We start from the raw sequence: 19,647 nt of genomic DNA on the forward strand, positions 1-19,647 counted from the left end.
GGCGATTTTTCCGGGCGGGGCGGGGAGTTGGGTTCAGATAAGCCGAACGCCCGGCCGGGCAAGGCGTTTCCGGCGCGTCAGCCGATCTCTACGTAATCGAGCCGCTGCATCGCCGCCATCCGCTCGCCCGCGAGAGCCAGCGGGACTGGCTGTGTGCCGAGCGCCCAAGCCATCACGTCGACGTCGTCTTCCTCCAGCAGCGCTTCGAACCAGGCAAGGTCCGCCTCGCTCCAAGCGGCGGAGTAGCGGTCGAAAAAGCCGCCGATCATGTAGTCGGCCTCGCGCGTGCCGCGGTGCCAGGCGCGGAAACGGGTGCGGGCGAGGCGGGGGGCGAGGTCGACGTCGGCGGTCATGGCTCCCACGCGGGTAGGGCACTCGCGTTGCGCGATCAACACGGGTAGTGCCGCGCCATGCGCCCCGACGTGCTCAATCCGCTGTTCGCCGAGACAGAGACGCTGGACGGCGTCGGGCCGAAGCTCGCGCGCCCGCTGGAAAGGCTCGGCCTGACCCGGGTGCGCGACGTCGCCTACCACCTGCCCGAGCGGTTCGTCATGCGGCGGCCGATCGAGAATCTCGACCAGGGAAGCGTAGGCGAACAGGTCGTCCTGCCCCTCACCGTAACCGAACACCGCCCGCCGCGCAGCGGGCGGGGGCCGTACACCGTGCTCGCCACCGATGCGGTGGGCAACGTCGTCGCGCTGACCTATTTCGGGCGGGCGAGCTACACCGCCAAGAAGCAGCTGCCGGTCGGGGAAACGCGCTGGGTCGCCGGCCGGCTCGACCAGTACGGCCAGATGCTCCAGATCGTGCATCCCGATCACGTGAGCGAGGACAGCGCCGGGCTGCTCGCCACCCTCAACGAGCCGGTCTATCGCCTGTCCGAAGGGCTGACACAGCCGAAGGTCGCCGGGCTCGTGGCGCAGGCGCTGGGCCGGCTGCCAGTCCTGCCCGAATGGATCGAACCCGGCCAGTTCGCGAAGGCCGCGTGGCCCGACTGGGCCGATGCGCTGAAGCTGGCGCACAAGGGGGAGCATCCGGCGGCGAAAGACCGGCTGGCCTACGACGAGCTTCTCGCCAACAGCCTCGCGCTGATGCTGGTGCGCGCAGACAACCGGCGGCGGCGCGGGCAGGCGCTGGTCGGCGACGGACACTTGCGCGGCAAGCTCGACCTGCCCTTTCCGCTCACCGGCGCGCAGGCCCGCAGCATCGCCGAGATCGAGGGAGACCTGGCGCAGGATACCCCGATGCTGCGCCTGCTGCAGGGCGACGTCGGCAGCGGGAAGACGGTCGTCGCCCTCGAATCGATGCTGGTCGCGGTGGAAGCCGGCGCGCAGGCGGCGCTGCTGGCGCCGACCGAAATCCTCGCCCGCCAGCATTTCGAGACGCTGCGCCGGATGCTCGCGCCCACCGGAGTCGAGATCGCGCTGCTGACCGGACGCGACAAGGGGCGCGCGCGCGAATCGATCCTGATGGGGCTGCAGGACGGCAGCATCCGCATCGTCGTGGGCACGCACGCGATCTTCCAGGATACGGTCGCGTACCGGAACCTCGGCCTCATCGTGATCGACGAACAGCATCGCTTCGGCGTGTCCCAGCGCCTGATGCTGAGCGCCAAGGGCCGGGTCACGCCGCATACGCTGGCCATGACCGCAACCCCGATCCCGCGCACGCTGACGCTGGCGCAGTACGGCGAGATGGACGTCAGCCGGCTCGACGAGATGCCGCCCGGCCGCCAGGCGATCGACACCGTGGTCGTCAGCGCCGACCGGACCGCCGAGATCGTCGATCGGCTGGCCGCCCAGATCGAGGCGGGGGCGCAGGCGTACTGGGTGTGCCCGATGGTCCGCGAACTGGAGAGCGAGGATATCGCCGCGGCCGAAGCGCGCTACGCGGCGCTGAAGCAGCGTTTCGGCGACGACGTCGTGCTCGTCCACGGACAGCTACGGCCCGAGATCAAGGACGCCGGAATGGAGCGGTTCGCGTCTGGCGACGCGAAGCTGCTGGTCGCGACGACCGTGATCGAGGTCGGCGTCGACGTGCCCAACGCGACCCTGATGGTGATCGAGCAGGCCGAACGGTTCGGGCTGGCCCAGTTGCACCAGCTGCGCGGCCGGGTGGGGCGGGGCGCGAAGAAATCGGTCTGCGTGCTGCTGCGCGGCGAAGCGTTGAGCGAGACGGGGAAGGAACGGCTCGCCCTGATGCGCGAAACGCAAGACGGGTTTCGCCTTGCCGAAGAGGACCTGCGGCTGCGCGGCGGTGGCGAGTTGCTCGGAACCCGGCAATCGGGCGACACGCCGTTCCGCGTCGCCGATCTCGAGCAGATCCAGCGCCTGCTGCCGCTCGCGCACGACGACGCGCGGCTGCTGATGGAGCGCGACGGCGGGCTGACGGGCGAGCGCGGCGAGGCGGCTCGCATCCTTCTCTACCTGTTCGAACGCGACTGGGGCGTCCAGCTCCTGCGCGGGGGATGAGTGTGCCGCGGTTCAGTGGCGATCAAGCGGGGGGCGGTTAGCGCCCGGCCCGTCATGTACGACCCACGCCCGCCCCGCGCCGTTTCGGCGGCCACCTCCGCCGCGCTGACAGCAGGCGTCGTGGCGGTGCTGGTGTTCGGGTTCGGAGTGGAACAAGTCCGCAAGGCCGTGCCCGCACTCGTGTCGGTCCAGCTCGGCGATCCGCCCCCGCCGCCGCCACCCCCGCCGCCACCGAAGGAAATCCCCGAGAAGCGTACGTCCACCACCGCCGCGCCGAAGGACGAGGAGGGCGCGCGCAACCTGCGAAATGTCGCCACCCCGATCGTCGCGCCGCCGGTCGTGCCGCTCATCGTGCCCCCGCCGGTCGTCACCGCGCCGATCGCCAGCACCGGCAGCGCCGCCCAGACGGGCGCGAGTGACCTGCCGGGGCCGGGGCAGGGGGCGGGGCTCGCGGGCAACGGGCCCGGCGGCGGCGGGCTGGGCGGCGATGGCGATGGATCGGGCGATGGGCAGGCGGTGCAGGGGCCGCGCCGTACGAGCGGCACGCTGAGCTTTTCCGACCTGCCCGAAGGGACGCTCGGCTGGGGGGAGGAAGCCTCCGTCCAGCTCCTCTACACGATCGAGGCGGACGGGCGGATCAGCCGCTGCATGGTCCAGCGCCCGAGCGGGGTCGCGGCGATCGACGCCAACACCTGCCGCTGGATGCAGCAACGCTTCCGCTACCGCCCCGCGCTCGACCGTCGCGGTCGGCCGGTTCGCGCACAGATGCAGAGTATCCAGACCTTCGTCGGCGGGGAGCGATAGATCGCGCGGCCCGTCATGCAAACGCGCGTCGCCAGGTCTAGAAGCCGGCGGCCCATTTCCAAGGAGCATCCGATGATTCGACTTCCGCAGCGCCCCCGCACCGCAGCCTTCGCATTCGCGCTTCTTGCGGGTTGCACCGGAGCGGCGCAGGCCGCGCCCTACACCATGTTCCGCGACCCCGGCTGCGGGTGCTGCAAGGAGTGTGCCGCGCACGCCAAATCGGGCCTGTCACACGATGTCGTGACGCGCGAGGACGAACCGATGGGCAGCGTGAAGGCACGCTTGGGCGTCCCGGCGGACCTCGCCAGTTGCCACACGACCGTGGTCGAAGGCTACGTGATCGAAGGACACGTACCGGCGCGAGAAATCCGGCGTTTGCTTGCCGAGCGTCCCGAAGGCGTGCGGGGGCTGGCGGTCGCAGGCATGCCGATGGGGTCGCCCGGCATGGAAGCCGGCGGGCGCCAGGACCGCTACGAAGTGATCGCGTTCGGCGACGCGGGGCGGAGCGTCTTCGCGACTTATCCGAAGTAGGAGCGGGGGGCGACGAATAACCGTCCACCGGACGGTTATCTGCAGTCGAAAATGGTCGGGGAGAGAGGATTCGAACCTCCGGCCCCTGCCTCCCGAAGACAGTGCTCTACCAGGCTGAGCTACTCCCCGACCGATCGATCCCGGATCACGCGAACGCGGTCCGGGGCGAGGCAAGGCGCGCCCTATAGGAAGGGTATCGCAGGGTGGCAAGCGGCCATTTCGCACGCTACGGACGGACCATGCATTCGGCCGCCTATCATCCGGAAGACCGGCATCCGACAGACCGTCATCCGGAAGACCAGTACCTCGATCTCATGCGGCGCATCTGGGCCGAGGGGTCGGAGCGGATCGACCGCACGGGCATCGGCACCCGATCCGTATTCGGGGCGACGCTGCGATTCGATCTGGCGGACGGCGCGATGCCGCTCATCACGACGAAGCGGGTCTACTGGAAGACTGCGACGCGCGAACTTTTGTGGTTCCTGACCGGGGAGACGAACATCCGTCCGCTCGTGCAGCAGGGCGTCGGCATCTGGAACGAATGGCCGCACGCGAAATACGTGCGCGAGACGGGCGACGACATTCCGCTGGAGACATTCGTCGCGCGCATCCGCGACGATGCCGATTTCGCCGCCAACTGGGGCGATCTCGGCCCGGTCTACGGCAAGCAGTGGGTCGACTGGCCGACCTATCGCTACCGCCCCGACGGCTTGTACGAAGCGGGCGAGGGGGTGAACCAAGTTGCCGAGGTCGTGCGCAGCTTGCGCGAGAACCCCGGCAGCCGGCGGCACATCATTGAAGGCTGGAACGTCGCCGAATTGGACCGGATGGCGTTGCCGCCGTGTCACAAGACCTACCAGTTCCATGTCGCCGACGGTCGGCTCAACGGGCTGCTCTATCAGCGGAGCTGCGACGTCGCGCTCGGCCTGCCGTTCAACCTGTGGTCGGCGGCGCTGCTGCAACGGATGCTCGCGCAGCAGGCCGATCTGGAGCCGGGCGAATTCGTGTGGATGGGCGGGGACGTCCATCTCTACCTCAACCATTCGGACCTGATCGAGGAGCAGTTGACGCGGGAACCGCAGGGCCGCCCACGCCTTGAGATCGTGCGGCGACCGGACACGATCTTCGACTATCGCATCGACGATTTTGCGGTTTCGAACTACACGCCGCTCGGCGCGTTGCAGGCGCCGGTAGCGGTCTGACGGAACCCAACTTGACTCGTTAACCCGCTTTGAAATAAAATGTCGCAGTTGTAAAAGATTGCTGCAGTGCGGGAGAGCGCTCAATGGCCGACCGGCCCGATGCCACGACGACCGGCGGAAGCAACCGTCCGGCGCTTCAGTTTCACGTTCCCGAACCGAAATTCCGGCCCGGCGATGCGGTCGATTTCTCGCATATCGGCGTCAGCAAGCCCGGCGAACAGGCCCGGCCCGACGAGATGTGTGCGCCCATCGACACCACACCGCTCGCCAACGATCTCGTCCGCGTGCTGGGCGACGACAACGTCGCGCACGGCCCGTGGGACCCGCGGCTCGACGCCGACACCCTGCGCCGCATGCTCGAGATCATGGCGCTGACCCGTGCGTTCGACGAGCGGATGTATCGCGGCCAGCGGCAGGGCAAGACCAGCTTCTACATGAAGTGCACCGGCGAGGAGGCGACGAGCGTGTCCGCCGCGATGGCGCTGGCCGGCGACGACATGGTATTTCCCAGCTATCGCCAGCAGGGCATCCTGATCGCGCGCGGCTATCCGCTCGTCGAGATGATCAACCAGATCTACTCGAACCGCGGCGACAAGCTGAAGGGCCGCCAGCTGCCCATCATGTATTCGAGCCGGGCGCACAGCTTCTTCACCATCAGCGGCAACCTCGCCACGCAGACCCCTCAGGCCGTGGGCTGGGCGATGGCGAGCGCGATGCGCGGCGACAGCCGGATCGCGGCCACGTGGGTGGGCGAGGGCAGCACCGCGGAGGGCGACTTCCACGCCGCCTGCCTGTTCGCCACGGTCTACAACGCGCCGGTGATCCTCAACGTCATCAACAACCAGTGGGCGATTTCCAGCTTCAGCGGTTTCGCCGGCGGCGAGAGGGCGACCTTCGCCGCGCGCGGGCTTGGCTACGGCATCGCCTCGATCCGGGTGGACGGCAACGATCCGCTGGCGGTCTACGCCGCGACCCGCTGGGCTGCCAACCGCGCGCGCTCCAACGGTGGTCCGACGCTGATCGAGCACTTCACCTACCGCGCGGAGGGGCACTCCACCTCCGACGATCCGAGCCAGTACCGCAGCGCGCAGGAACGCAGCGAATGGCCATTGGGCGATCCGATCATGCGCCTCAAGGATCACCTCATCGCGCTGGGGGAATGGGACGAGGAGCGGCAGGAGAAGCTCGACCTCGAATGCGCCGAAAAGGTGAAGGCCGCGACCAAGGAGGCCGAGAAGAACGGCGTCCTCGGCCATGGCATGCACCACCCGTTCCACACCATGTTCGAGGACGTGTTCGAGGACCTTCCCTGGCATCTGGAAGAACAGGCCGCGCAGGCGATCCGCGAAAGGAAGATCAAGTGGCCTCAAAAGTGATGGTCGAAGACGACAGCCCGATCGGCCTCGCCGACGCGCCCAGCCGCAACATGAACATGATCGAGGCGATCAACGACGCGCTCGACATCATGCTCAGCCACGATCCTTCGGTCGTCATCATGGGCGAGGACGTGGGCTATTTCGGCGGCGTGTTCCGAGCGACCGCGCACCTGCAGGAAAAGCACGGGAAGAACCGTGTGTTCGACACGCCGATTTCCGAATGCGGGATCATCGGCGCGGCGATCGGCATGGGCGCATACGGCCTCAGGCCCGTGCCCGAGATCCAGTTCGCCGACTACATCTATCCCGGGCTCGACCAACTCATCAGCGAAGCGGCGCGGCTGCGCTATCGCTCGGCGGCGGAATTCATCGCGCCGCTGACCGTACGCAGTCCGTTCGGCGGGGGCATCTTCGGCGGGCAGACCCACAGCCAGAGCCCGGAGGCGCTTTTCACTCACGTCGCGGGCATCAAGACCGTTATCCCCAGCACGCCCTACGACGCGAAGGGCCTGCTGATCGCGGCGATCGAGGACAACGACCCGGTCGTCTTCTTCGAGCCGAAGCGCATCTACAACGGCCCCTTCAGCGGATACTACGACAAGCCTGTCGAGCCGTGGAAGGCGCACCCCGACAGCAAGGTGCCCGAAGGATACTACCGCATCCCGCTGGGCAAGGCGCGCACCGTGCGCGAAGGCGAGGCGATGACGATCCTGTGCTACGGCACGATGGTCCACGTCGTGACCGCGGTGGCGAAGGAAAAGGGTATCGACGCCGACATTCTCGATCTGCGCACGCTCGTGCCGCTCGACATCGAGGCAATCGAGGAATCGGTAAAGAAGACCGGCCGCTGCCTGATCGTCCACGAGGCGACGCGCACCAGCGGCTTCGGCGCCGAACTCAGCGCGCTGGTGCAGGAGCGCTGCTTCCACCACCTCGAAGCGCCCATCGAGCGCGTGACCGGGTTCGACACCCCCTATCCGCACAGCCTCGAGTGGGCCTATTTCCCCGGTCCCGTCCGCATCGGCGAGGCGATGGACAAGATACTGGAAGCCTGAACCATGGCGCGTTTCACATTCAACCTGCCCGACATCGGCGAAGGCATCGCCGAGGCCGAGATCGTGGCGATGCACGTCAAGCCGGGCGACACCGTCAGCGAAGACCAGCAGATCGCCGACATGATGACCGACAAGGCGACGGTCGAGATGGAAAGCCCCGTGTCCGGCACGGTGGTCGAGGTCGCGGGCGAGGCCGGCGACGTGATCGCCATCGGTTCGATGCTGGTCGTCATCGAGACGGAAGGCGAGGTCGCAGGCGACGACGCCGCGCCGAACGAGGGTGCTGCCCACGCCGCCCCGGCGCCGAAATCCGGCGAGGTGGAATCGCGGATCGAAGTCGAGACGCCAGACCCGTCCGACGTGTCGGACGCCGCCGCAGCGGTCGCGGAAGCGGCCTCTCCGCCCCCGCCGGCCGAGGCAAAACCGACTGCTGCGCCCCCGCCGGCCCCGACGCCAGTGCCGGCTCCGGCTCCGGTGACGAAGTCTTCGGTCACCAAGGTCCTCGCGACGCCCGCGGTGCGCAAGCGCGCGGCCGACCTCGCCATCGACCTTGCCGAGGTGCGGCCGGGCGAGGAAGGGCGCATCCGCCATTCCGACCTCGATGCATTCATCTCCTACGGCGCGAAGAGCGGCCACGCCCCGGCGGGTCCGACCCGCGCGGACGAAACGGTCAAGGTCATCGGCCTTCGCCGCCGCATCGCGGAGAACATGGCCGCGGCCAAGCGCACCATCCCGCATTTCACCTATGTCGAGGAATGCGACGTCACCGAGCTGGAACGCCTGCGCGAACAGCTCAACACAGGCCGCGGCGACAAGCCGAAGCTGACGATGCTGCCCTTGCTGATCACCGCGATCTGCAAGACGATCCCCGATTTCCCGATGATCAACGCGCGCTACGACGACGAGGCGGGCGTGGTCACCCGCCACGGTGCGGTGCATCTCGGTATGGCGACGCAGACCGACGGCGGCCTGATGGTCCCCGTGATCCGCGACGCGCAGGCGAAGAACCTGTGGCAGCTTGCGACCGAGATCCGCCGCCTGGCCGAGGCCGCGCGCGACGGATCGGCGAAGTCGAGCGAACTCAGCGGGTCGACGCTGACGGTCACATCGCTGGGTCCGCTGGGCGGCGTGGCAACGACCCCGGTCATCAACCGGCCCGAGGTCGCGATCATCGGCCCCAATCGGATCGTCGAACGGCCGATGTTCGTCCCCGACGGAGCGGGCGGCGAGCGCGTGGAGAAGCGCAAGCTGATGAACGTCTCGATCTCGTGCGATCACCGCGTGGTCGACGGCTGGGATGCGGCGAGCTTCATCCAGGCGGTGAAGAAGCTGATCGAGACACCGGCGCTGTTGCTGGTGAACTAGGGGGCGGGGGCGCTCAGCGCACGATCGCGCTGAACGTCATGCGGCCCTGTCTCGGCCCCGATACCTGCTGGCGGACGTGGGTCACGTCCTCGGCGGACGCGAGGCGGTCGCCTGCGCGTAAGGTGCCGAGTTCGCCCCACGTGCGGCCGCCGTCGATCGAAACTTGCGTCGCATCGCTGCCCGTGCGCTGGAAGGCGAGGGTGGCGGGGATGGCGCTCTGCACGGTGAAGCGCCGGCCGGTCCGGGGTGCGGTCCAGGCGACCACCAGAACGACCTTGTCGCCCTTGCGCAGTGTGCTGGCCGGTTCGAGCGCACGCCCGCCCGCCTCGGCCCGCTCGACATAGACCGCACGGTCGATATCGATGGCGGTTTCGGCGTGCGCGGTGCCCGCGACCATAGAGGCTGCCAGGCACGCGATCGCGGCCAAACCCTTACCGTAACGCATCGTGAATAATTCCCCCCGCCCCGTCGGCGGGGCAGGGGGAAACTGCCGCGATATGGTTAATTTTCGGTGGAGGGCACGAAGCGCAAAAAGGCGGGCGGTGGGCTGTTGACAGCCCTGTTCGCACCCCCTAGTGGCGCGGCTCCCAAGTGGCTGCGCGGGTGTAGCTCAGTTGGTTAGAGTGTCGGCCTGTCACGCCGAAGGTCGCGGGTTCGAGCCCCGTCACTCGCGCCACTTGGGAATTTTTTTCCTGCTTCGTTAGGCCCAGCGGCCGGTCTCCATCCAGATCAGGAAGCGCCTTAGCGGCAGCAGCCAGACGATCCCCAGAACGAGGTAGACCGGCGCCTGCGCGAGGGCCGGCCAACCGCCGATGAGTTCGGGGACGTAGCGCGCGACGACGAGCGCATAGCCGCCGAGCACCAGCAGCAGTCCGATGATCCCGAGCGGGATGCGCGCGGTGGGTTCGGTTCTCATCGGAATGGTCCGAGGACGCGCGTCGGGGTGACCACCAGGTCAAGCGCCATGTCGTGCGGCTCGACCGGGAGTTCGGGCACCTCCTGCACATCCCATGCAAGGCCGATGCGGACCGCGTCGGGATTCGATTCGAGCCAGCGGTCGTAATGACCGCCGCCCTGTCCCAGTCGGTCGCCGGTAAGGGTGAACGCGAGGAGGGGGACGAACAGCACGCTCGGCCGGACAGGCGCGGCATCGTCCGCCGGCTGCGGGCCGACCGGCCCGGCCGCAAGATCCTGCGCGCCGATGGGGTCGGCCCAGGTGCGGAATTCCATCGGCGCGGTGCGATCCGCGAACCAGGGCAGGGCGACTGTATTCCCGCGCTCGTGGAAGAAGCGGGCATATCCGCCCGACGGCGCTTCGTCCGGGGTCGAAACGTAGAGGCCCACCACCGCGTCTTCGGGAACGCGCGCCAGAACGGGGCCGGGCGGGCGATGCATGACGAGCGCGCGGGTGCTCGCCGGAAGCGCGGCGACGTGTTCGCCGCGCGCAGCACGCATACGGGTCCGAAGGGCGGATTTGTCGGTCAGGGGCGTTGCTCCATGGTGCAGCAGGGCCGGGACCGCACTGCTGCCGTCGCCATGGACGGAAGCGGGTGCGGGCATCGAATGTGGCGGAACCACCATGGGTCGTTTGCTGCTGATATCCTCCGACGCCTCAACGTCAGGTGGGAACCGTGTACCCCGGTTTCCTGGACGAACCAGGGCCCCAGGGCAGGGACAGCTCCCGAGGATTGCTTATAGCCCCGGGGATTATGTAGCGTGCTCGTGCCGGGCAGTCCCGCCACGCCCTATCTAGGTGGCCTGCGCCCGGCTCTCAAGCTTGTCGGCGCATTGTTCGAGCACTTCGGCGAAACGCTCGAGCGCGGGCGCCGCGTCCTCGACCGTCGCGGCGGGCTGGGCCGCGGGCGCAGGGGGCGGTGGCGGGGCAGCCTTCAGCGCATCGCGTTCCTTGCGGGCATCGAACAGTTCGCCGCGCAGTTTCGCGTTCTCCGCCTCGTGATCGGCGATCGCCTGCTTGAGTTCGGTCTGGATGCCGAGGACCTTCGCCATCTCGTCTGCCGCGCCCTTGTGCGCGCTCTGGAGGCGGCCGAGTTCCTGTTCCAGATCGGCAATGTTCGCCTTCAGCCGGTCGGTCTGGCCGCTCGCGGTGTCGGCCTCGCGGCGGGCCTCGGCCGCTTCGGCGTGCGCCGCCTCGACGCCTTCGCGCCCTTCGAGCACTTCGTCGGCCAGAAGCAGGGCGGCGAACAGCATCGCCTGTGCGTCGGCAGCGCCCGTCTTGCCCATCGCCTCGAGCTTTTCTGCGACCGTGCGGCCGAGCCGCTGGACGCGATCCTCCTCGCCCGGCGCGCAGGCGACGCGCCACGTGCGGCCGGCGATCTGCAGGGCGACCTCGCTCATTCGCCGAGTTCCCCGATCACCGCATCGAGATCGGCCAGCGCCTGCGCGACGGTTTCGCGCAGCGCCTCGTGCTTCTCCACGAGGGCGAGCACGTTGGCCGACGGCGCGGCAGCGGTGGCGGATGTGTCGGTGGTCTGCGGCACCGGCGCATTCGCGACGCGCGCGATCCGTGCGAGTGCCTGTTCGATCCGCTGTACGGCCGCTTCGGTCCGGTCCCCTGTCATGCGGCGGGGATTTATCGCGTTAATGACCGCTGTGCAAAGGGTTGCCGATGCCTGTTGATAAATGGTGCCGGGCGGAGCCGCCGTCGGAACCGGCGGGAAAGTCGCCCCGCCTCGCCTTGACCTCGCTGGGCCCGTCCGCGAAGGCGGCGGCGCGTACCCGAATCGAACCGACCAGGAGTTCCGCCGCATGAGTCTCGACACCGCCCGCCTGGCGCCCATGGCCAACGCCATCCGTGCCTTGTCGATGGATGCGGTCCAGGCGGCGAACAGCGGCCACCCGGGCATGCCGATGGGCATGGCCGACGTCGCCACGGTGCTGTTCTCGAAGTATCTCAAGTTCGATCCGAAGGCGCCCGACTGGGCCGATCGCGACCGCTTCGTGCTCAGCGCGGGGCACGGATCGATGCTGATCTACAGCCTGCTGTATCTCAGCGGCTATGCCTCGCCCACGATCGAGGACATCGCGAACTTCCGCAAGCTCGGCAGTCCGTGTGCGGGGCACCCCGAGAACTTCCTGCTCGACGGGGTCGAATGCACGACCGGTCCGCTGGGCCAGGGTCTGGCGATGGCGGTCGGCATGGCGATCGCGGAGCGTCATCTCAACGCAGTGCACGGGTCCGAAGCGGTCGATCACCACACCTGGACGATCGCGGGCGACGGATGCCTGATGGAAGGCGTCAACCACGAGGCGATCGGCCTTGCCGGTCATCTCGGGCTCGGAAAGCTGAAGGTGCTGTGGGATTCGAACCGCATCACCATTGACGGATCGACCGAACTGTCGACCTGCGAGGACATACCGGCCCGCTACCGCGCCGCCGGCTGGCATACGCTGGAATGCGACGGTCACGACTTCGCCGATATAGACCGCGCGCTGGCCGAAGCCGCGAAGCTGGACGACAAGCCGGTGCTGGTCGAATGCCGCACGGTCATCGGCAAGGGCGCGCCGAACAAGCAGGGCACCAGCGGCGTGCACGGCGCGGCGCTGGGCGCGGACGAAGTCGCAGCGGTGCGGAGCGAACTCGGCTGGCCGCACGAGGCGTTCGTCGTGCCGGACGACGTTCTCACCGACTGGCGCAAGACCGGCGAGCGTGGGGCGATGGCGCGCGCGAAATGGGAAGGGCGCGCCTCGAACAAGGACCTCGGCGTGGTCGAGGTGCCCCATGGCGTGCTCGACGATTATATCGCCAAGCTGCTCGCCGAACCCAAGACGGTCGCGACCCGCAAGGCGAGCGAGATGGCGCTCGAGGTGCTGACCGCGGCGGTGCCTGCCATGATCGGCGGATCGGCGGACCTGACCGGATCGAACAACACGAAGACGAGCTCGACCGGTCCGCTGACCGCCGGGGACTATGCGGGCCGTTACCTTTATTACGGTATTCGTGAATTTGGTATGGCCTGCGCGATGAACGGCATGGCGCTCCACGGCGGCGTAATACCTTACGGCGGTACGTTCCTGATTTTCAGCGACTATTGCCGCAACGCCGTGCGCCTCAGCGCGCTGCAGCAGACCCGCGCGATCTACGTCTTCACGCACGACAGCATCGGGCTGGGCGAGGATGGACCGACCCACCAGCCGGTGGAACAGGTCATGAGCCTCCGGCTAATCCCCAATCTCAACGTGTTCCGCCCGTGCGATACGATCGAGACCGCGGAATGCTGGGCGCTGGCTTTGGCGGATACCGACACCCCGAGCGTGCTGGCGCTGAGCCGCCAGAACCTGCCGCAGTTGCGGACCGAAGGGGGCAACCTCAGCGCGCGGGGCGCATACCGCCTTCGCGCCGCGACAGCCGAGCGCAAGGTCATCCTGATCGCGACCGGTTCCGAAGTGGAAGTCGCCGTGGCGACCGCCGAAGCGCTGGAAGCCGACGGCATCGGTGCGGACGTCGTTTCAATGCCGTGCATGGAACTGTTCGAAGCGCAGGACCAGTCGTACAAGGACGATCTGCTGCCGAACGTACCACCCGAAGACCTGCTTCGCGTCTCGATCGAGGCGGGCAGCACGATGGGCTGGGAACGCTACACGATGGCGAACGGCCTGCAGATCGGCCTCGACCGCTTCGGCGCCTCCGCCCCGGCGGAGGACCTGTTCGCGAAATTCGGCTTCACCGCGGAAGCCATCGTACCCAAAATCAAAGCCAAACTGGGCATTTAGCAGGAGTACCTCACATGGCGACGAAAGTTGCGATCAACGGTTTCGGGCGCATCGGCCGCCTTGTGGCGCGCGCGATCCTCGAGCGGACCGACCACGATCTCGAACTGGTGAGCATCAACGATCTCGCCGACACTGCTTCCAACGCGCTGCTGTTCGGCTTCGACAGCACGCACGGTCGCTTCCCCGGCACCGTCGAGACCGATGGCAACGACCTCGTCGTCAACGGCCGCCACATTCGGGTGACGGCTGAAAAGGACCCGGGCAAGCTGCCCCATGGCGACAACGGCGTCGATATCGTGCTCGAATGCACCGGCTTCTTCCAGTCGGACGAGGCGGCGCGACCGCACCTGTCGGCGGGCGCCAGGCGCGTGCTGATTTCGGCCCCGGCGACGGGCGTCAGCAAGACGATCGTCTTCGGCGTCAACCAGGACAGCCTGACCGCCGACGACGACATCGTCTCGAACGCCAGCTGCACCACGAACTGCCTCGCCCCGGTCGCCAAGGTGCTGAACGATGCGATGGGCATCGAGCGCGGCTTCATGACCACGATCCACAGCTACACCAACGACCAGCGGATGCTCGACCAGATCCACAAGGATTTGCGCCGGGCGCGCGGCGGTGCGCAGAACATGATCCCGACCACCACCGGCGCCGCGCGCGCGGTCGGCCTCGTGCTACCCGAACTGAAGGGCAAGCTCGACGGCAGCTCGGTCCGCGTGCCGACCCCCAATGTGTCGATGATCGACCTCGTGTTCGTGCCGGGCCGCGACACTTCGGCCGAGGAGATCAACGAGGCGCTGAAGGCAGCGGCCAACGGCCCCATGAAGGGCGTTCTCGACTACACCGACCAGCCGCTGGTTTCGAGTGATTTCAATCACTACCCGGCGTCTTCTACCGTCGATTCGCTGGAAACGGCGGTCCTGGAATCGAAGCTCGGCCGCGTGGTCAGCTGGTACGACAACGAATGGGGTTTCTCGAACCGCATGATCGACACCGCCGGGGTGATGGCCGGGCTGCTCTGATGGCCGCCTTCCGCACCCTCGACGACCTTGGCGACGTGCGCGGCAAGGTCGCGCTCGTCCGCGTCGACCTCAACCTGCCTATGCACGAAGGGCGCGCGAGCGACGTCACCCGCGTCGAAGCGAGCGCGCCCACGATCCTCGAACTCGCCGATGCGGGCGCCAAGGTCCTGCTGCTGGCGCACTTCGGGCGGCCGAAGGGCCAGCGCAGTTCGGTCATGAGCACGAGCATGGTCATGGGCGACGTCGAGCGGGTGCTCGGCCGCGAGATCATGTTCATTCCCGAGGTCATGGGGCCGGTGGTCGAACAGTCGGTCGGCATCCTGCGCGACGGCGACATCGGCCTGCTCGACAACGTCCGCTTCTGGCCGGGCGAGGAAGCCAACGATCCCGAATTCGCACGCGGGATCGCGGCGGTCGGCGACTTCTACGTCAACGATGCGTTTTCCGCCGCGCACCGCGCGCACGCGACGACCGAGGGGCTGGCGCATCTGTTGCCCGCCTATGCCGGCCGCGCGATGGAAAGGGAACTGAAGGCGCTCGACGCCGCGCTCGGCAGCCCCGAACAGCCGGTCGCCGCGGTGGTCGGCGGGGCGAAGGTCTCGACCAAGCTCGCCGTGCTCGAGAACCTCGTCGGGCGGGTGCAGCACCTGATCATCGGCGGCGGGATGGCCAATACCTTCCTCGCGGCGCGCGGCGTCGATGTCGGCAAGTCGCTGTGCGAACATGATCTCGCCGCGACCGCCAACGCAATCATGGACAAGGCCGATCACGCCGGCTGCACGGTGCATCTGCCCTACGACGTCGTGGTCGCGAAGGAATTCGCCGCCAACCCATCGTCCTTGCGGACCTGCAACGTCCACGAAGTCGCGGCCGACGAGATGATCCTGGACATCGGCCCCGCCGCGACCGAGTCGCTTGGCGACGTGCTCAAGACCTGCCGCACGCTGGTGTGGAACGGTCCGCTCGGAGCCTTCGAGACGCCGCCGTTCGACGAAGCCACGGTGGCGCTGGCGAAGACCGCCGCGGCGCTGACCCAGGACGGCAGCCTGACGTCGGTCGCCGGGGGCGGCGATACCGTGGCAGCGTTGAACCACGCCGGCGTGGCGGGCGACTTTACCTACGTTTCGACGGCGGGCGGCGCCTTCCTCGAATGGATGGAAGGGCGCGAACTGCCGGGTGTGAAGGCGCTGACGGCATGAGCGAGCAAGTACCCGACACGGTGACCGGGCGCGTGCCCCAGACCGAAGGCGAGTTCGCCGGCTGGACATACTGGAAGGGCGATCCCTTCGAAGACCGCGCCGGTCCGTTCTACGAACGGCAGCAGGACGATGGCAGCTGCGTCGTCGCCTTCCGGGCAGAGCCGCGCCACATGAACGGCGGCGGTTTCATGCACGGCGGGTGCCTGATGACTTTTGCCGATGGCGCGCTGTTTTCGATCGCCCGCCACGAGCTCGACGGCCATCATTCGGTCACCATGCACCTGGCCGGCGACTTCCTGTCGCAGGTGCGTGTCGGGCAGCTGGTCGAGGCGCGGGGCGAGGTCGTGCGCGGCGGCGGCAAGACGATCTTCGTTGCCGGCACCGTCACGGCTGACGGGTCCCCCGCGCTGCGGTTCGACGGGATCATCCGGAAGCTTCAGAAGCGCGACTGAGCGAGGTTGCGGGCGACCCGCAGGCTGGCTATTGGCGGCCGCGCGCATACCTATGCATGGACTTGAGGGACGACGATGAACCACGCCGAAATGACCGACCGCATCGCCACCGGGGAAGGCTTCATCGCCGCGCTCGACCAGTCGGGCGGGTCCACGCCCAAGGCGCTGAAAGGCTACGGTATCGAGGACGATAGCTGGTCGGGCGACGACGAGATGTTCGCCGCGATCCACGCAATGCGCAGCCGGATCATCGAGAGCCCCTGCTTCGGCAACGGCAAGGTCATCGGCGCGATCCTGTTCGAAAAGACGATGGACGGGGAAAGCGGCGGCCAGCCGGTCCCCGAACGTCTGGCCGAACGCGGCGTCGTGCCGTTCCTCAAGGTCGACAAGGGGCTGGAGGACGAGGCGAACGGCGTCCAGCTGATGAAGCCGATGGCCGAGCTCGAGGCGCTGTGCACCCGGGCAAAAGCCAAGGGCGTGTTCGGCACCAAGATGCGCAGCGTGATCAAGTCGAACGATCCCGCCGGCATCAAGGAAATCGTCCACCAGCAGTTCGCCGAAGGCGCGCGCATCCTCTCGACCGGGCTCGTCCCCATGCTCGAGCCCGAATACGACATCCACGCTGCTGACCGGGCCGAAGGCGAGAAGGTACTGCGCGACGCCATCCTCGAAGGGCTGGACGCGCTGCCCGAAGGTCAGCAGGTCATGCTGAAACTTTCGATCCCGGTCGAGGCGGACCTCTACCGCCCGCTGATCGAGCACCCGAAGGTGCTGCGGGTGGTCGCGCTGTCGGGGGGATATTCCACCGACGAGGCTTGCGAGAAGCTGGAGCAGAACCCCGGCATGATCGCGAGTTTTAGCCGCGGACTGCTGCAGGACCTGCGCCACCAGCAGAGCGACGACGAGTTCGACACGACGCTGTCGAACGCGATCGACCGCATCCAGGCAGCCTCGATCGCCTGACCGGCACGGTCCGCCCTAGCGGCGGGCCTCGAACGTGAAACGGTAGTCGCGCGCGGGAATCTCGCCCGCTTGCGTGGTCTTGTCCGGCCGCACGCCGACCAGCGCGAGCATCCGGCCGTTCGTGCCGTACGGTTCGCCCAGCGTGAGGTCGGCGGTGTCGGAGAACCCCGGCCCCTGTATGCGGGTCGTCACCACCACGCGGCCCGCCCATACGCAGCGCGCGTTCATCGGGCAGCGGCTGTCCTCCACCAGTTTCTTCGGCGTCACCGACATGTCGCCGACCTGTACCGGCACACCGAGCGGGACGGCATACCCCTGCGGCTGCGGCGCCACCGTTTCGGGCGGTGGCACGAGGATGCATCCGGCGAGAGCGCCGAGGAGAACGGGCGGAGCGATGAACGCTGCAATGGTCTTCATGACTCGCATAACGCGCCGCGCCCCCTTGCGGCCCCCTGAATGGCCGCTACCTGTCGCGCGATGACCACCAGCGAGCTCTATCTCATCTCTCCGCTCGACGTCGGAAGCGACTTTCCGGACCGTCTGGAAGCAGCGCTCGGCGGCGGACCCGTGGCGGCGTTCCAGTTCCGGGTAAAGGACGTCGACCAGCACGAGGCGGCGCGCCTCGCCGTGCCGTTGCAGGATATCTGTGCGGCACACGACTGCGCCTTCATCGTCAACGATTCGGTCGCGCTGGCGAAGCGGATCGGAGCGGACGGGGTGCATTTGGGGCAGGGCGACGGCGACCCGCGCGAGGCACGCGAAATCCTGGGGCGAGAGGCGCAGATCGGCGTGACCTGTCACGACAGCCGCCATTTCGCGATGGAGGCCGGCGAGGCTGGGGCGGATTACGTCGCCTTCGGCGCGTTTTTCCCAAGCTCCACGAAGGCCAGCGAGCATCGGCCCGGGCTCGACATCCTCGAATGGTGGCAGTCGATCTTCGAGATTCCCTGCGTTGCGATCGGCGGGATCACACCGGCCAATTGCGGCCCGCTGGTGACCGCCGGTGCCGACTTTCTGGCGATATCGGCTGCCGTGTGGACCGGCGATCCGGCAGCTAACGTCGCGGCCTTTCACCGGGCGATCGCCGAAGCCGCGCCCCGGCCGGACTGATCGTCAGGATATTTTCGGCGCATCGTCCGTTTGCGCTAGCGAGGGACGGGTCGCGTCCCGACAGAGGGGACTTTTCGAATGCGCACTTTCATCGCCGCCGCTTCGCTCCTGGCGCTCGCCGCCTGCGGCATGAACGGCACGGATCGCTACAACGACGACGAGGCCGCGGCTGATCGTTCGGCGAACTCCACCACCGAGAACATGGCCGATTCGATGGCCTCGCGCGACGGTGCGGATGCCGCCGCGTCGGATATTCCCGACATCAAGGATACCGAGGAACGCCCGATCATGCAGGCGCAGGTCGTGCTCGACCGCCAGGGCTTCGGACCCGGTGTGATCGACGGCAAGATGGGAATGTCGACGACGAATGCGCTCGAGGGCTTTCAAGAGGCCAACGGCCTCACCGTCTCGGGCGAACTGGACGAAGCGACGAAGGCCAAGCTGGCGCAGTGGAACACGATTCCCGCCACGCGTGTCGTGCGCATTCCTGCCGGATGGGGCACCCTCGAATACAATCGCACCCCCGCCGATGCGGAAGACCAAGCCAAGATGGAGCGGCTCGGCTACCAGAGCCTCGACGAAAAGCTGGCCGAGCGTTTCCACACCACGATCGACGTGCTGAAGATGCTCAATCCCAACGGGCAACCGGCCGGAATGACCGCCGGTCAGCAGGGCATGGCGGGTGCCACCCCGGCGCATTCCGGCTCGGCCAGCCCGGCGCCGACCGCGAGCGCCTCTGCCAAGCCGACGCCGACTCCCTCGGCATCGTCGAACGATGCGAAGGGCTTCACCCCGCCGCCGGCCAACCCCTCGACGTTCAAGGCCGGACAGCTGGTGCGCGTGCCCAATATCGGCGGCGATCGCATCGCGCCGGGCGCCGTGGACGATCCGGACTGGCAGCAGACGCTCCAGATGCTGGGCGTCGGTACCGAGCAGCCCAAGCTCGCGCGGATCGTCGTCAGCAAGTCGGGCGACACGCTCAAGGGATATGATCAGGCCGGCAAGCTCAAGGTGATGTTCACCGTCAGCTCGGGGTCGAGCGAATTCCCGCTGCCGATCGGCAACTGGAAGATCCTCGGCATCGGACACAACCCCACGTTCGCCTACGATCCCGAAGTCCTGACCGGCGGCCGCAAGAGCGGCAAGAGCTACGACCTGCCGCCGGGGCCGAACGGCCCGGTCGGGGTCGTGTGGATCGACCTCAGCAAGGAACACTACGGCATCCACGGCACGCCCGAACCCGAAACCATCGGCCGTGCGCAGAGCCACGGGTGCGTGCGCCTGACGAACTGGGACGCGGCGCGGCTTGCCCAGATGGTCGATACGTCCACCAAGGTCGAATTCGTCAAGTAGCCCGGCAGTCAGC

The 19,647-nt window shown here is 67.8% G+C and carries 21 protein-coding genes, 2 tRNA genes and 1 other RNA gene; 15 read left to right on the forward strand and 9 right to left on the reverse strand.

What is annotated here, in order from left to right; translation table 11 throughout:
- Positions 1–77 precede the first annotated feature (77 nt).
- Complete coding sequence (locus D4766_RS13030) at positions 78–353, reverse strand: FAD assembly factor SdhE (protein WP_120717836.1); 276 nt, start codon at positions 351–353, stop codon at positions 78–80.
- Between the two features lie 57 nt (positions 354–410).
- Between D4766_RS13030 and recG the strand changes: the two genes are divergently transcribed.
- The 3 genes from recG (at position 411) to D4766_RS13045 (ending at position 3,806) form a co-directional block, all read left to right on the forward strand.
- On the forward strand, positions 411–2,471 hold the full coding sequence (gene recG, locus D4766_RS13035) for an ATP-dependent DNA helicase RecG (RefSeq protein ID WP_120717837.1): 2,061 nt from the start codon (positions 411–413) through the stop codon (positions 2,469–2,471).
- A 54-nt stretch (positions 2,472–2,525) separates the two neighbouring features.
- Complete coding sequence (locus tag D4766_RS13040; protein ID WP_120717838.1) at positions 2,526–3,275, forward strand: energy transducer TonB; 750 nt, start codon at positions 2,526–2,528, stop codon at positions 3,273–3,275.
- A 72-nt stretch (positions 3,276–3,347) separates the two neighbouring features.
- Positions 3,348–3,806 carry a DUF411 domain-containing protein gene (locus D4766_RS13045; RefSeq protein WP_234024818.1) on the forward strand — a complete coding sequence of 153 codons (459 nt, stop codon included), beginning with the start codon at positions 3,348–3,350 and terminating at the stop codon, positions 3,804–3,806.
- Between the two features lie 52 nt (positions 3,807–3,858).
- Here the strand turns inward: D4766_RS13045 and D4766_RS13050 are convergent.
- Positions 3,859–3,935: transfer RNA gene (locus D4766_RS13050), tRNA-Pro, on the reverse strand.
- A gap of 110 nt (positions 3,936–4,045) precedes the next feature.
- On the opposite strand from D4766_RS13050, the gene D4766_RS13055 reads away from it, so the two are divergent.
- The 4 genes from D4766_RS13055 to D4766_RS13070 all read left to right on the forward strand — a co-directional run bounded on the left by D4766_RS13055 (position 4,046) and on the right by D4766_RS13070 (position 8,804).
- Positions 4,046–5,008: a thymidylate synthase gene (locus tag D4766_RS13055; protein ID WP_120717839.1), complete on the forward strand. Its 963-nt coding sequence runs from the start codon at positions 4,046–4,048 to the stop codon at positions 5,006–5,008.
- 83 nt (positions 5,009–5,091) lie between these two features.
- Positions 5,092–6,384 carry a 3-methyl-2-oxobutanoate dehydrogenase (2-methylpropanoyl-transferring) subunit alpha gene (locus tag D4766_RS13060; protein WP_120717840.1) on the forward strand — a complete coding sequence of 431 codons (1,293 nt, stop codon included), beginning with the start codon at positions 5,092–5,094 and terminating at the stop codon, positions 6,382–6,384.
- On the forward strand, positions 6,384–7,439 hold the full coding sequence (locus D4766_RS13065; RefSeq protein ID WP_120717841.1) for an alpha-ketoacid dehydrogenase subunit beta: 1,056 nt from the start codon (positions 6,384–6,386) through the stop codon (positions 7,437–7,439). The genes D4766_RS13060 and D4766_RS13065 overlap by 1 nt, the downstream gene beginning before the upstream one ends.
- 3 nt (positions 7,440–7,442) lie before the next feature.
- Positions 7,443–8,804: a dihydrolipoamide acetyltransferase family protein gene (locus D4766_RS13070; RefSeq protein ID WP_120717842.1), complete on the forward strand. Its 1,362-nt coding sequence runs from the start codon at positions 7,443–7,445 to the stop codon at positions 8,802–8,804.
- 13 nt (positions 8,805–8,817) lie between these two features.
- On the opposite strand, the gene D4766_RS13075 is transcribed toward D4766_RS13070, so the two are convergent.
- Positions 8,818–9,249 carry a hypothetical protein gene (locus tag D4766_RS13075; protein WP_234024819.1) on the reverse strand — a complete coding sequence of 144 codons (432 nt, stop codon included), beginning with the start codon at positions 9,247–9,249 and terminating at the stop codon, positions 8,818–8,820.
- 154 nt (positions 9,250–9,403) lie between these two features.
- On the opposite strand from D4766_RS13075, the gene D4766_RS13080 reads away from it, so the two are divergent.
- Positions 9,404–9,480 (forward strand) — tRNA-Asp (locus D4766_RS13080).
- A 24-nt stretch (positions 9,481–9,504) separates the two neighbouring features.
- On the opposite strand, the gene D4766_RS13085 is transcribed toward D4766_RS13080, so the two are convergent.
- The 5 genes from D4766_RS13085 to D4766_RS13105 form a co-directional block, all read right to left on the reverse strand.
- Complete coding sequence (locus D4766_RS13085) at positions 9,505–9,720, reverse strand: DUF2842 domain-containing protein (RefSeq protein ID WP_120717844.1); 216 nt, start codon at positions 9,718–9,720, stop codon at positions 9,505–9,507.
- Positions 9,717–10,259: a 5-formyltetrahydrofolate cyclo-ligase gene (locus tag D4766_RS13090; protein WP_234024820.1), complete on the reverse strand. Its 543-nt coding sequence runs from the start codon at positions 10,257–10,259 to the stop codon at positions 9,717–9,719. Before D4766_RS13090 ends, D4766_RS13085 begins: the two co-directional genes overlap by 4 nt.
- Before the next feature lie 112 nt (positions 10,260–10,371).
- Positions 10,372–10,543: non-coding RNA, 6S RNA (ssrS, locus tag D4766_RS13095), on the reverse strand.
- A 10-nt stretch (positions 10,544–10,553) separates the two neighbouring features.
- On the reverse strand, positions 10,554–11,159 hold the full coding sequence (gene zapA, locus D4766_RS13100; protein WP_120717846.1) for a cell division protein ZapA: 606 nt from the start codon (positions 11,157–11,159) through the stop codon (positions 10,554–10,556).
- Entirely contained in the window at positions 11,156–11,383 is a 228-nt protein-coding gene (locus tag D4766_RS13105) for a hypothetical protein (RefSeq protein WP_120717847.1), read from the reverse strand. Before D4766_RS13105 ends, zapA begins: the two co-directional genes overlap by 4 nt.
- Positions 11,384–11,570: 187 nt before the next feature.
- Between D4766_RS13105 and tkt the strand changes: the two genes are divergently transcribed.
- The 5 genes from tkt (at position 11,571) to D4766_RS13130 (ending at position 17,171) form a co-directional block, all read left to right on the forward strand.
- Positions 11,571–13,535, forward strand: a complete 1,965-nt coding sequence (tkt, locus tag D4766_RS13110; protein ID WP_120718239.1) for a transketolase — start codon at positions 11,571–11,573, stop codon at positions 13,533–13,535.
- 14 nt (positions 13,536–13,549) lie between these two features.
- The gene (gene gap / locus D4766_RS13115; RefSeq protein WP_120717848.1) at positions 13,550–14,557 is read left to right on the forward strand and encodes a type I glyceraldehyde-3-phosphate dehydrogenase; all 1,008 of its coding nucleotides are present in this window, start codon (positions 13,550–13,552) and stop codon (positions 14,555–14,557) included.
- Positions 14,557–15,756 carry a phosphoglycerate kinase gene (locus D4766_RS13120; RefSeq protein ID WP_120717849.1) on the forward strand — a complete coding sequence of 400 codons (1,200 nt, stop codon included), beginning with the start codon at positions 14,557–14,559 and terminating at the stop codon, positions 15,754–15,756. Before gap ends, D4766_RS13120 begins: the two co-directional genes overlap by 1 nt.
- Positions 15,753–16,208 (forward strand): PaaI family thioesterase, encoded by a 456-nt coding sequence (locus tag D4766_RS13125; protein ID WP_120717850.1) that lies wholly within the window; start codon positions 15,753–15,755, stop codon positions 16,206–16,208. Before D4766_RS13120 ends, D4766_RS13125 begins: the two co-directional genes overlap by 4 nt.
- A 75-nt stretch (positions 16,209–16,283) precedes the next feature.
- On the forward strand, positions 16,284–17,171 hold the full coding sequence (locus D4766_RS13130) for a fructose bisphosphate aldolase (protein WP_120717851.1): 888 nt from the start codon (positions 16,284–16,286) through the stop codon (positions 17,169–17,171).
- A 15-nt stretch (positions 17,172–17,186) separates the two neighbouring features.
- Here D4766_RS13130 and D4766_RS13135 read toward each other — a convergent pair whose 3' ends face one another.
- On the reverse strand, positions 17,187–17,588 hold the full coding sequence (locus tag D4766_RS13135; protein WP_120717852.1) for a hypothetical protein: 402 nt from the start codon (positions 17,586–17,588) through the stop codon (positions 17,187–17,189).
- 39 nt (positions 17,589–17,627) lie between these two features.
- Here D4766_RS13135 and thiE point away from each other — a divergent pair, with 39 nt between their 5' ends.
- Entirely contained in the window at positions 17,628–18,281 is a 654-nt protein-coding gene (thiE, locus tag D4766_RS13140) for a thiamine phosphate synthase (RefSeq protein WP_120717853.1), read from the forward strand.
- 78 nt (positions 18,282–18,359) lie between these two features.
- Positions 18,360–19,634 (forward strand): L,D-transpeptidase family protein, encoded by a 1,275-nt coding sequence (locus tag D4766_RS13145; RefSeq protein ID WP_120717854.1) that lies wholly within the window; start codon positions 18,360–18,362, stop codon positions 19,632–19,634.
- Positions 19,635–19,647: the final 13 nt, after the last annotated feature.

The organism is Tsuneonella amylolytica (assembly GCF_003626915.1).
In the GTDB taxonomy this organism is placed as follows: domain Bacteria; phylum Pseudomonadota; class Alphaproteobacteria; order Sphingomonadales; family Sphingomonadaceae; genus Tsuneonella; species Tsuneonella amylolytica.

What these genes read in the sequence shown, in the direction of transcription:
- D4766_RS13030 (WP_120717836.1), bottom strand. Translation starts at nt 353, where the DNA reads ATGACCGCCGACGTCGACCTCGCCCCCCGCCTCGCCCGCACCCGTTTC.
- recG (WP_120717837.1), top strand. Translation starts at nt 411, where the DNA reads ATGCGCCCCGACGTGCTCAATCCGCTGTTCGCCGAGACAGAGACGCTG.
- D4766_RS13040 (WP_120717838.1), top strand. Translation starts at nt 2,526, where the DNA reads ATGTACGACCCACGCCCGCCCCGCGCCGTTTCGGCGGCCACCTCCGCC.
- D4766_RS13045 (WP_234024818.1), top strand. Translation starts at nt 3,348, where the DNA reads ATGATTCGACTTCCGCAGCGCCCCCGCACCGCAGCCTTCGCATTCGCG.
- D4766_RS13055 (WP_120717839.1), top strand. Translation starts at nt 4,046, where the DNA reads ATGCATTCGGCCGCCTATCATCCGGAAGACCGGCATCCGACAGACCGT.
- D4766_RS13060 (WP_120717840.1), top strand. Translation starts at nt 5,092, where the DNA reads ATGGCCGACCGGCCCGATGCCACGACGACCGGCGGAAGCAACCGTCCG.
- D4766_RS13065 (WP_120717841.1), top strand. Translation starts at nt 6,384, where the DNA reads ATGGTCGAAGACGACAGCCCGATCGGCCTCGCCGACGCGCCCAGCCGC.
- D4766_RS13070 (WP_120717842.1), top strand. Translation starts at nt 7,443, where the DNA reads ATGGCGCGTTTCACATTCAACCTGCCCGACATCGGCGAAGGCATCGCC.
- D4766_RS13075 (WP_234024819.1), bottom strand. Translation starts at nt 9,249, where the DNA reads ATGCGTTACGGTAAGGGTTTGGCCGCGATCGCGTGCCTGGCAGCCTCT.
- D4766_RS13085 (WP_120717844.1), bottom strand. Translation starts at nt 9,720, where the DNA reads ATGAGAACCGAACCCACCGCGCGCATCCCGCTCGGGATCATCGGACTG.
- D4766_RS13090 (WP_234024820.1), bottom strand. Translation starts at nt 10,259, where the DNA reads ATGCGTGCTGCGCGCGGCGAACACGTCGCCGCGCTTCCGGCGAGCACC.
- zapA (WP_120717846.1), bottom strand. Translation starts at nt 11,159, where the DNA reads ATGAGCGAGGTCGCCCTGCAGATCGCCGGCCGCACGTGGCGCGTCGCC.
- D4766_RS13105 (WP_120717847.1), bottom strand. Translation starts at nt 11,383, where the DNA reads ATGACAGGGGACCGGACCGAAGCGGCCGTACAGCGGATCGAACAGGCA.
- tkt (WP_120718239.1), top strand. Translation starts at nt 11,571, where the DNA reads ATGAGTCTCGACACCGCCCGCCTGGCGCCCATGGCCAACGCCATCCGT.
- gap (WP_120717848.1), top strand. Translation starts at nt 13,550, where the DNA reads ATGGCGACGAAAGTTGCGATCAACGGTTTCGGGCGCATCGGCCGCCTT.
- D4766_RS13120 (WP_120717849.1), top strand. Translation starts at nt 14,557, where the DNA reads ATGGCCGCCTTCCGCACCCTCGACGACCTTGGCGACGTGCGCGGCAAG.
- D4766_RS13125 (WP_120717850.1), top strand. Translation starts at nt 15,753, where the DNA reads ATGAGCGAGCAAGTACCCGACACGGTGACCGGGCGCGTGCCCCAGACC.
- D4766_RS13130 (WP_120717851.1), top strand. Translation starts at nt 16,284, where the DNA reads ATGAACCACGCCGAAATGACCGACCGCATCGCCACCGGGGAAGGCTTC.
- D4766_RS13135 (WP_120717852.1), bottom strand. Translation starts at nt 17,588, where the DNA reads ATGAAGACCATTGCAGCGTTCATCGCTCCGCCCGTTCTCCTCGGCGCT.
- thiE (WP_120717853.1), top strand. Translation starts at nt 17,628, where the DNA reads ATGGCCGCTACCTGTCGCGCGATGACCACCAGCGAGCTCTATCTCATC.
- D4766_RS13145 (WP_120717854.1), top strand. Translation starts at nt 18,360, where the DNA reads ATGCGCACTTTCATCGCCGCCGCTTCGCTCCTGGCGCTCGCCGCCTGC.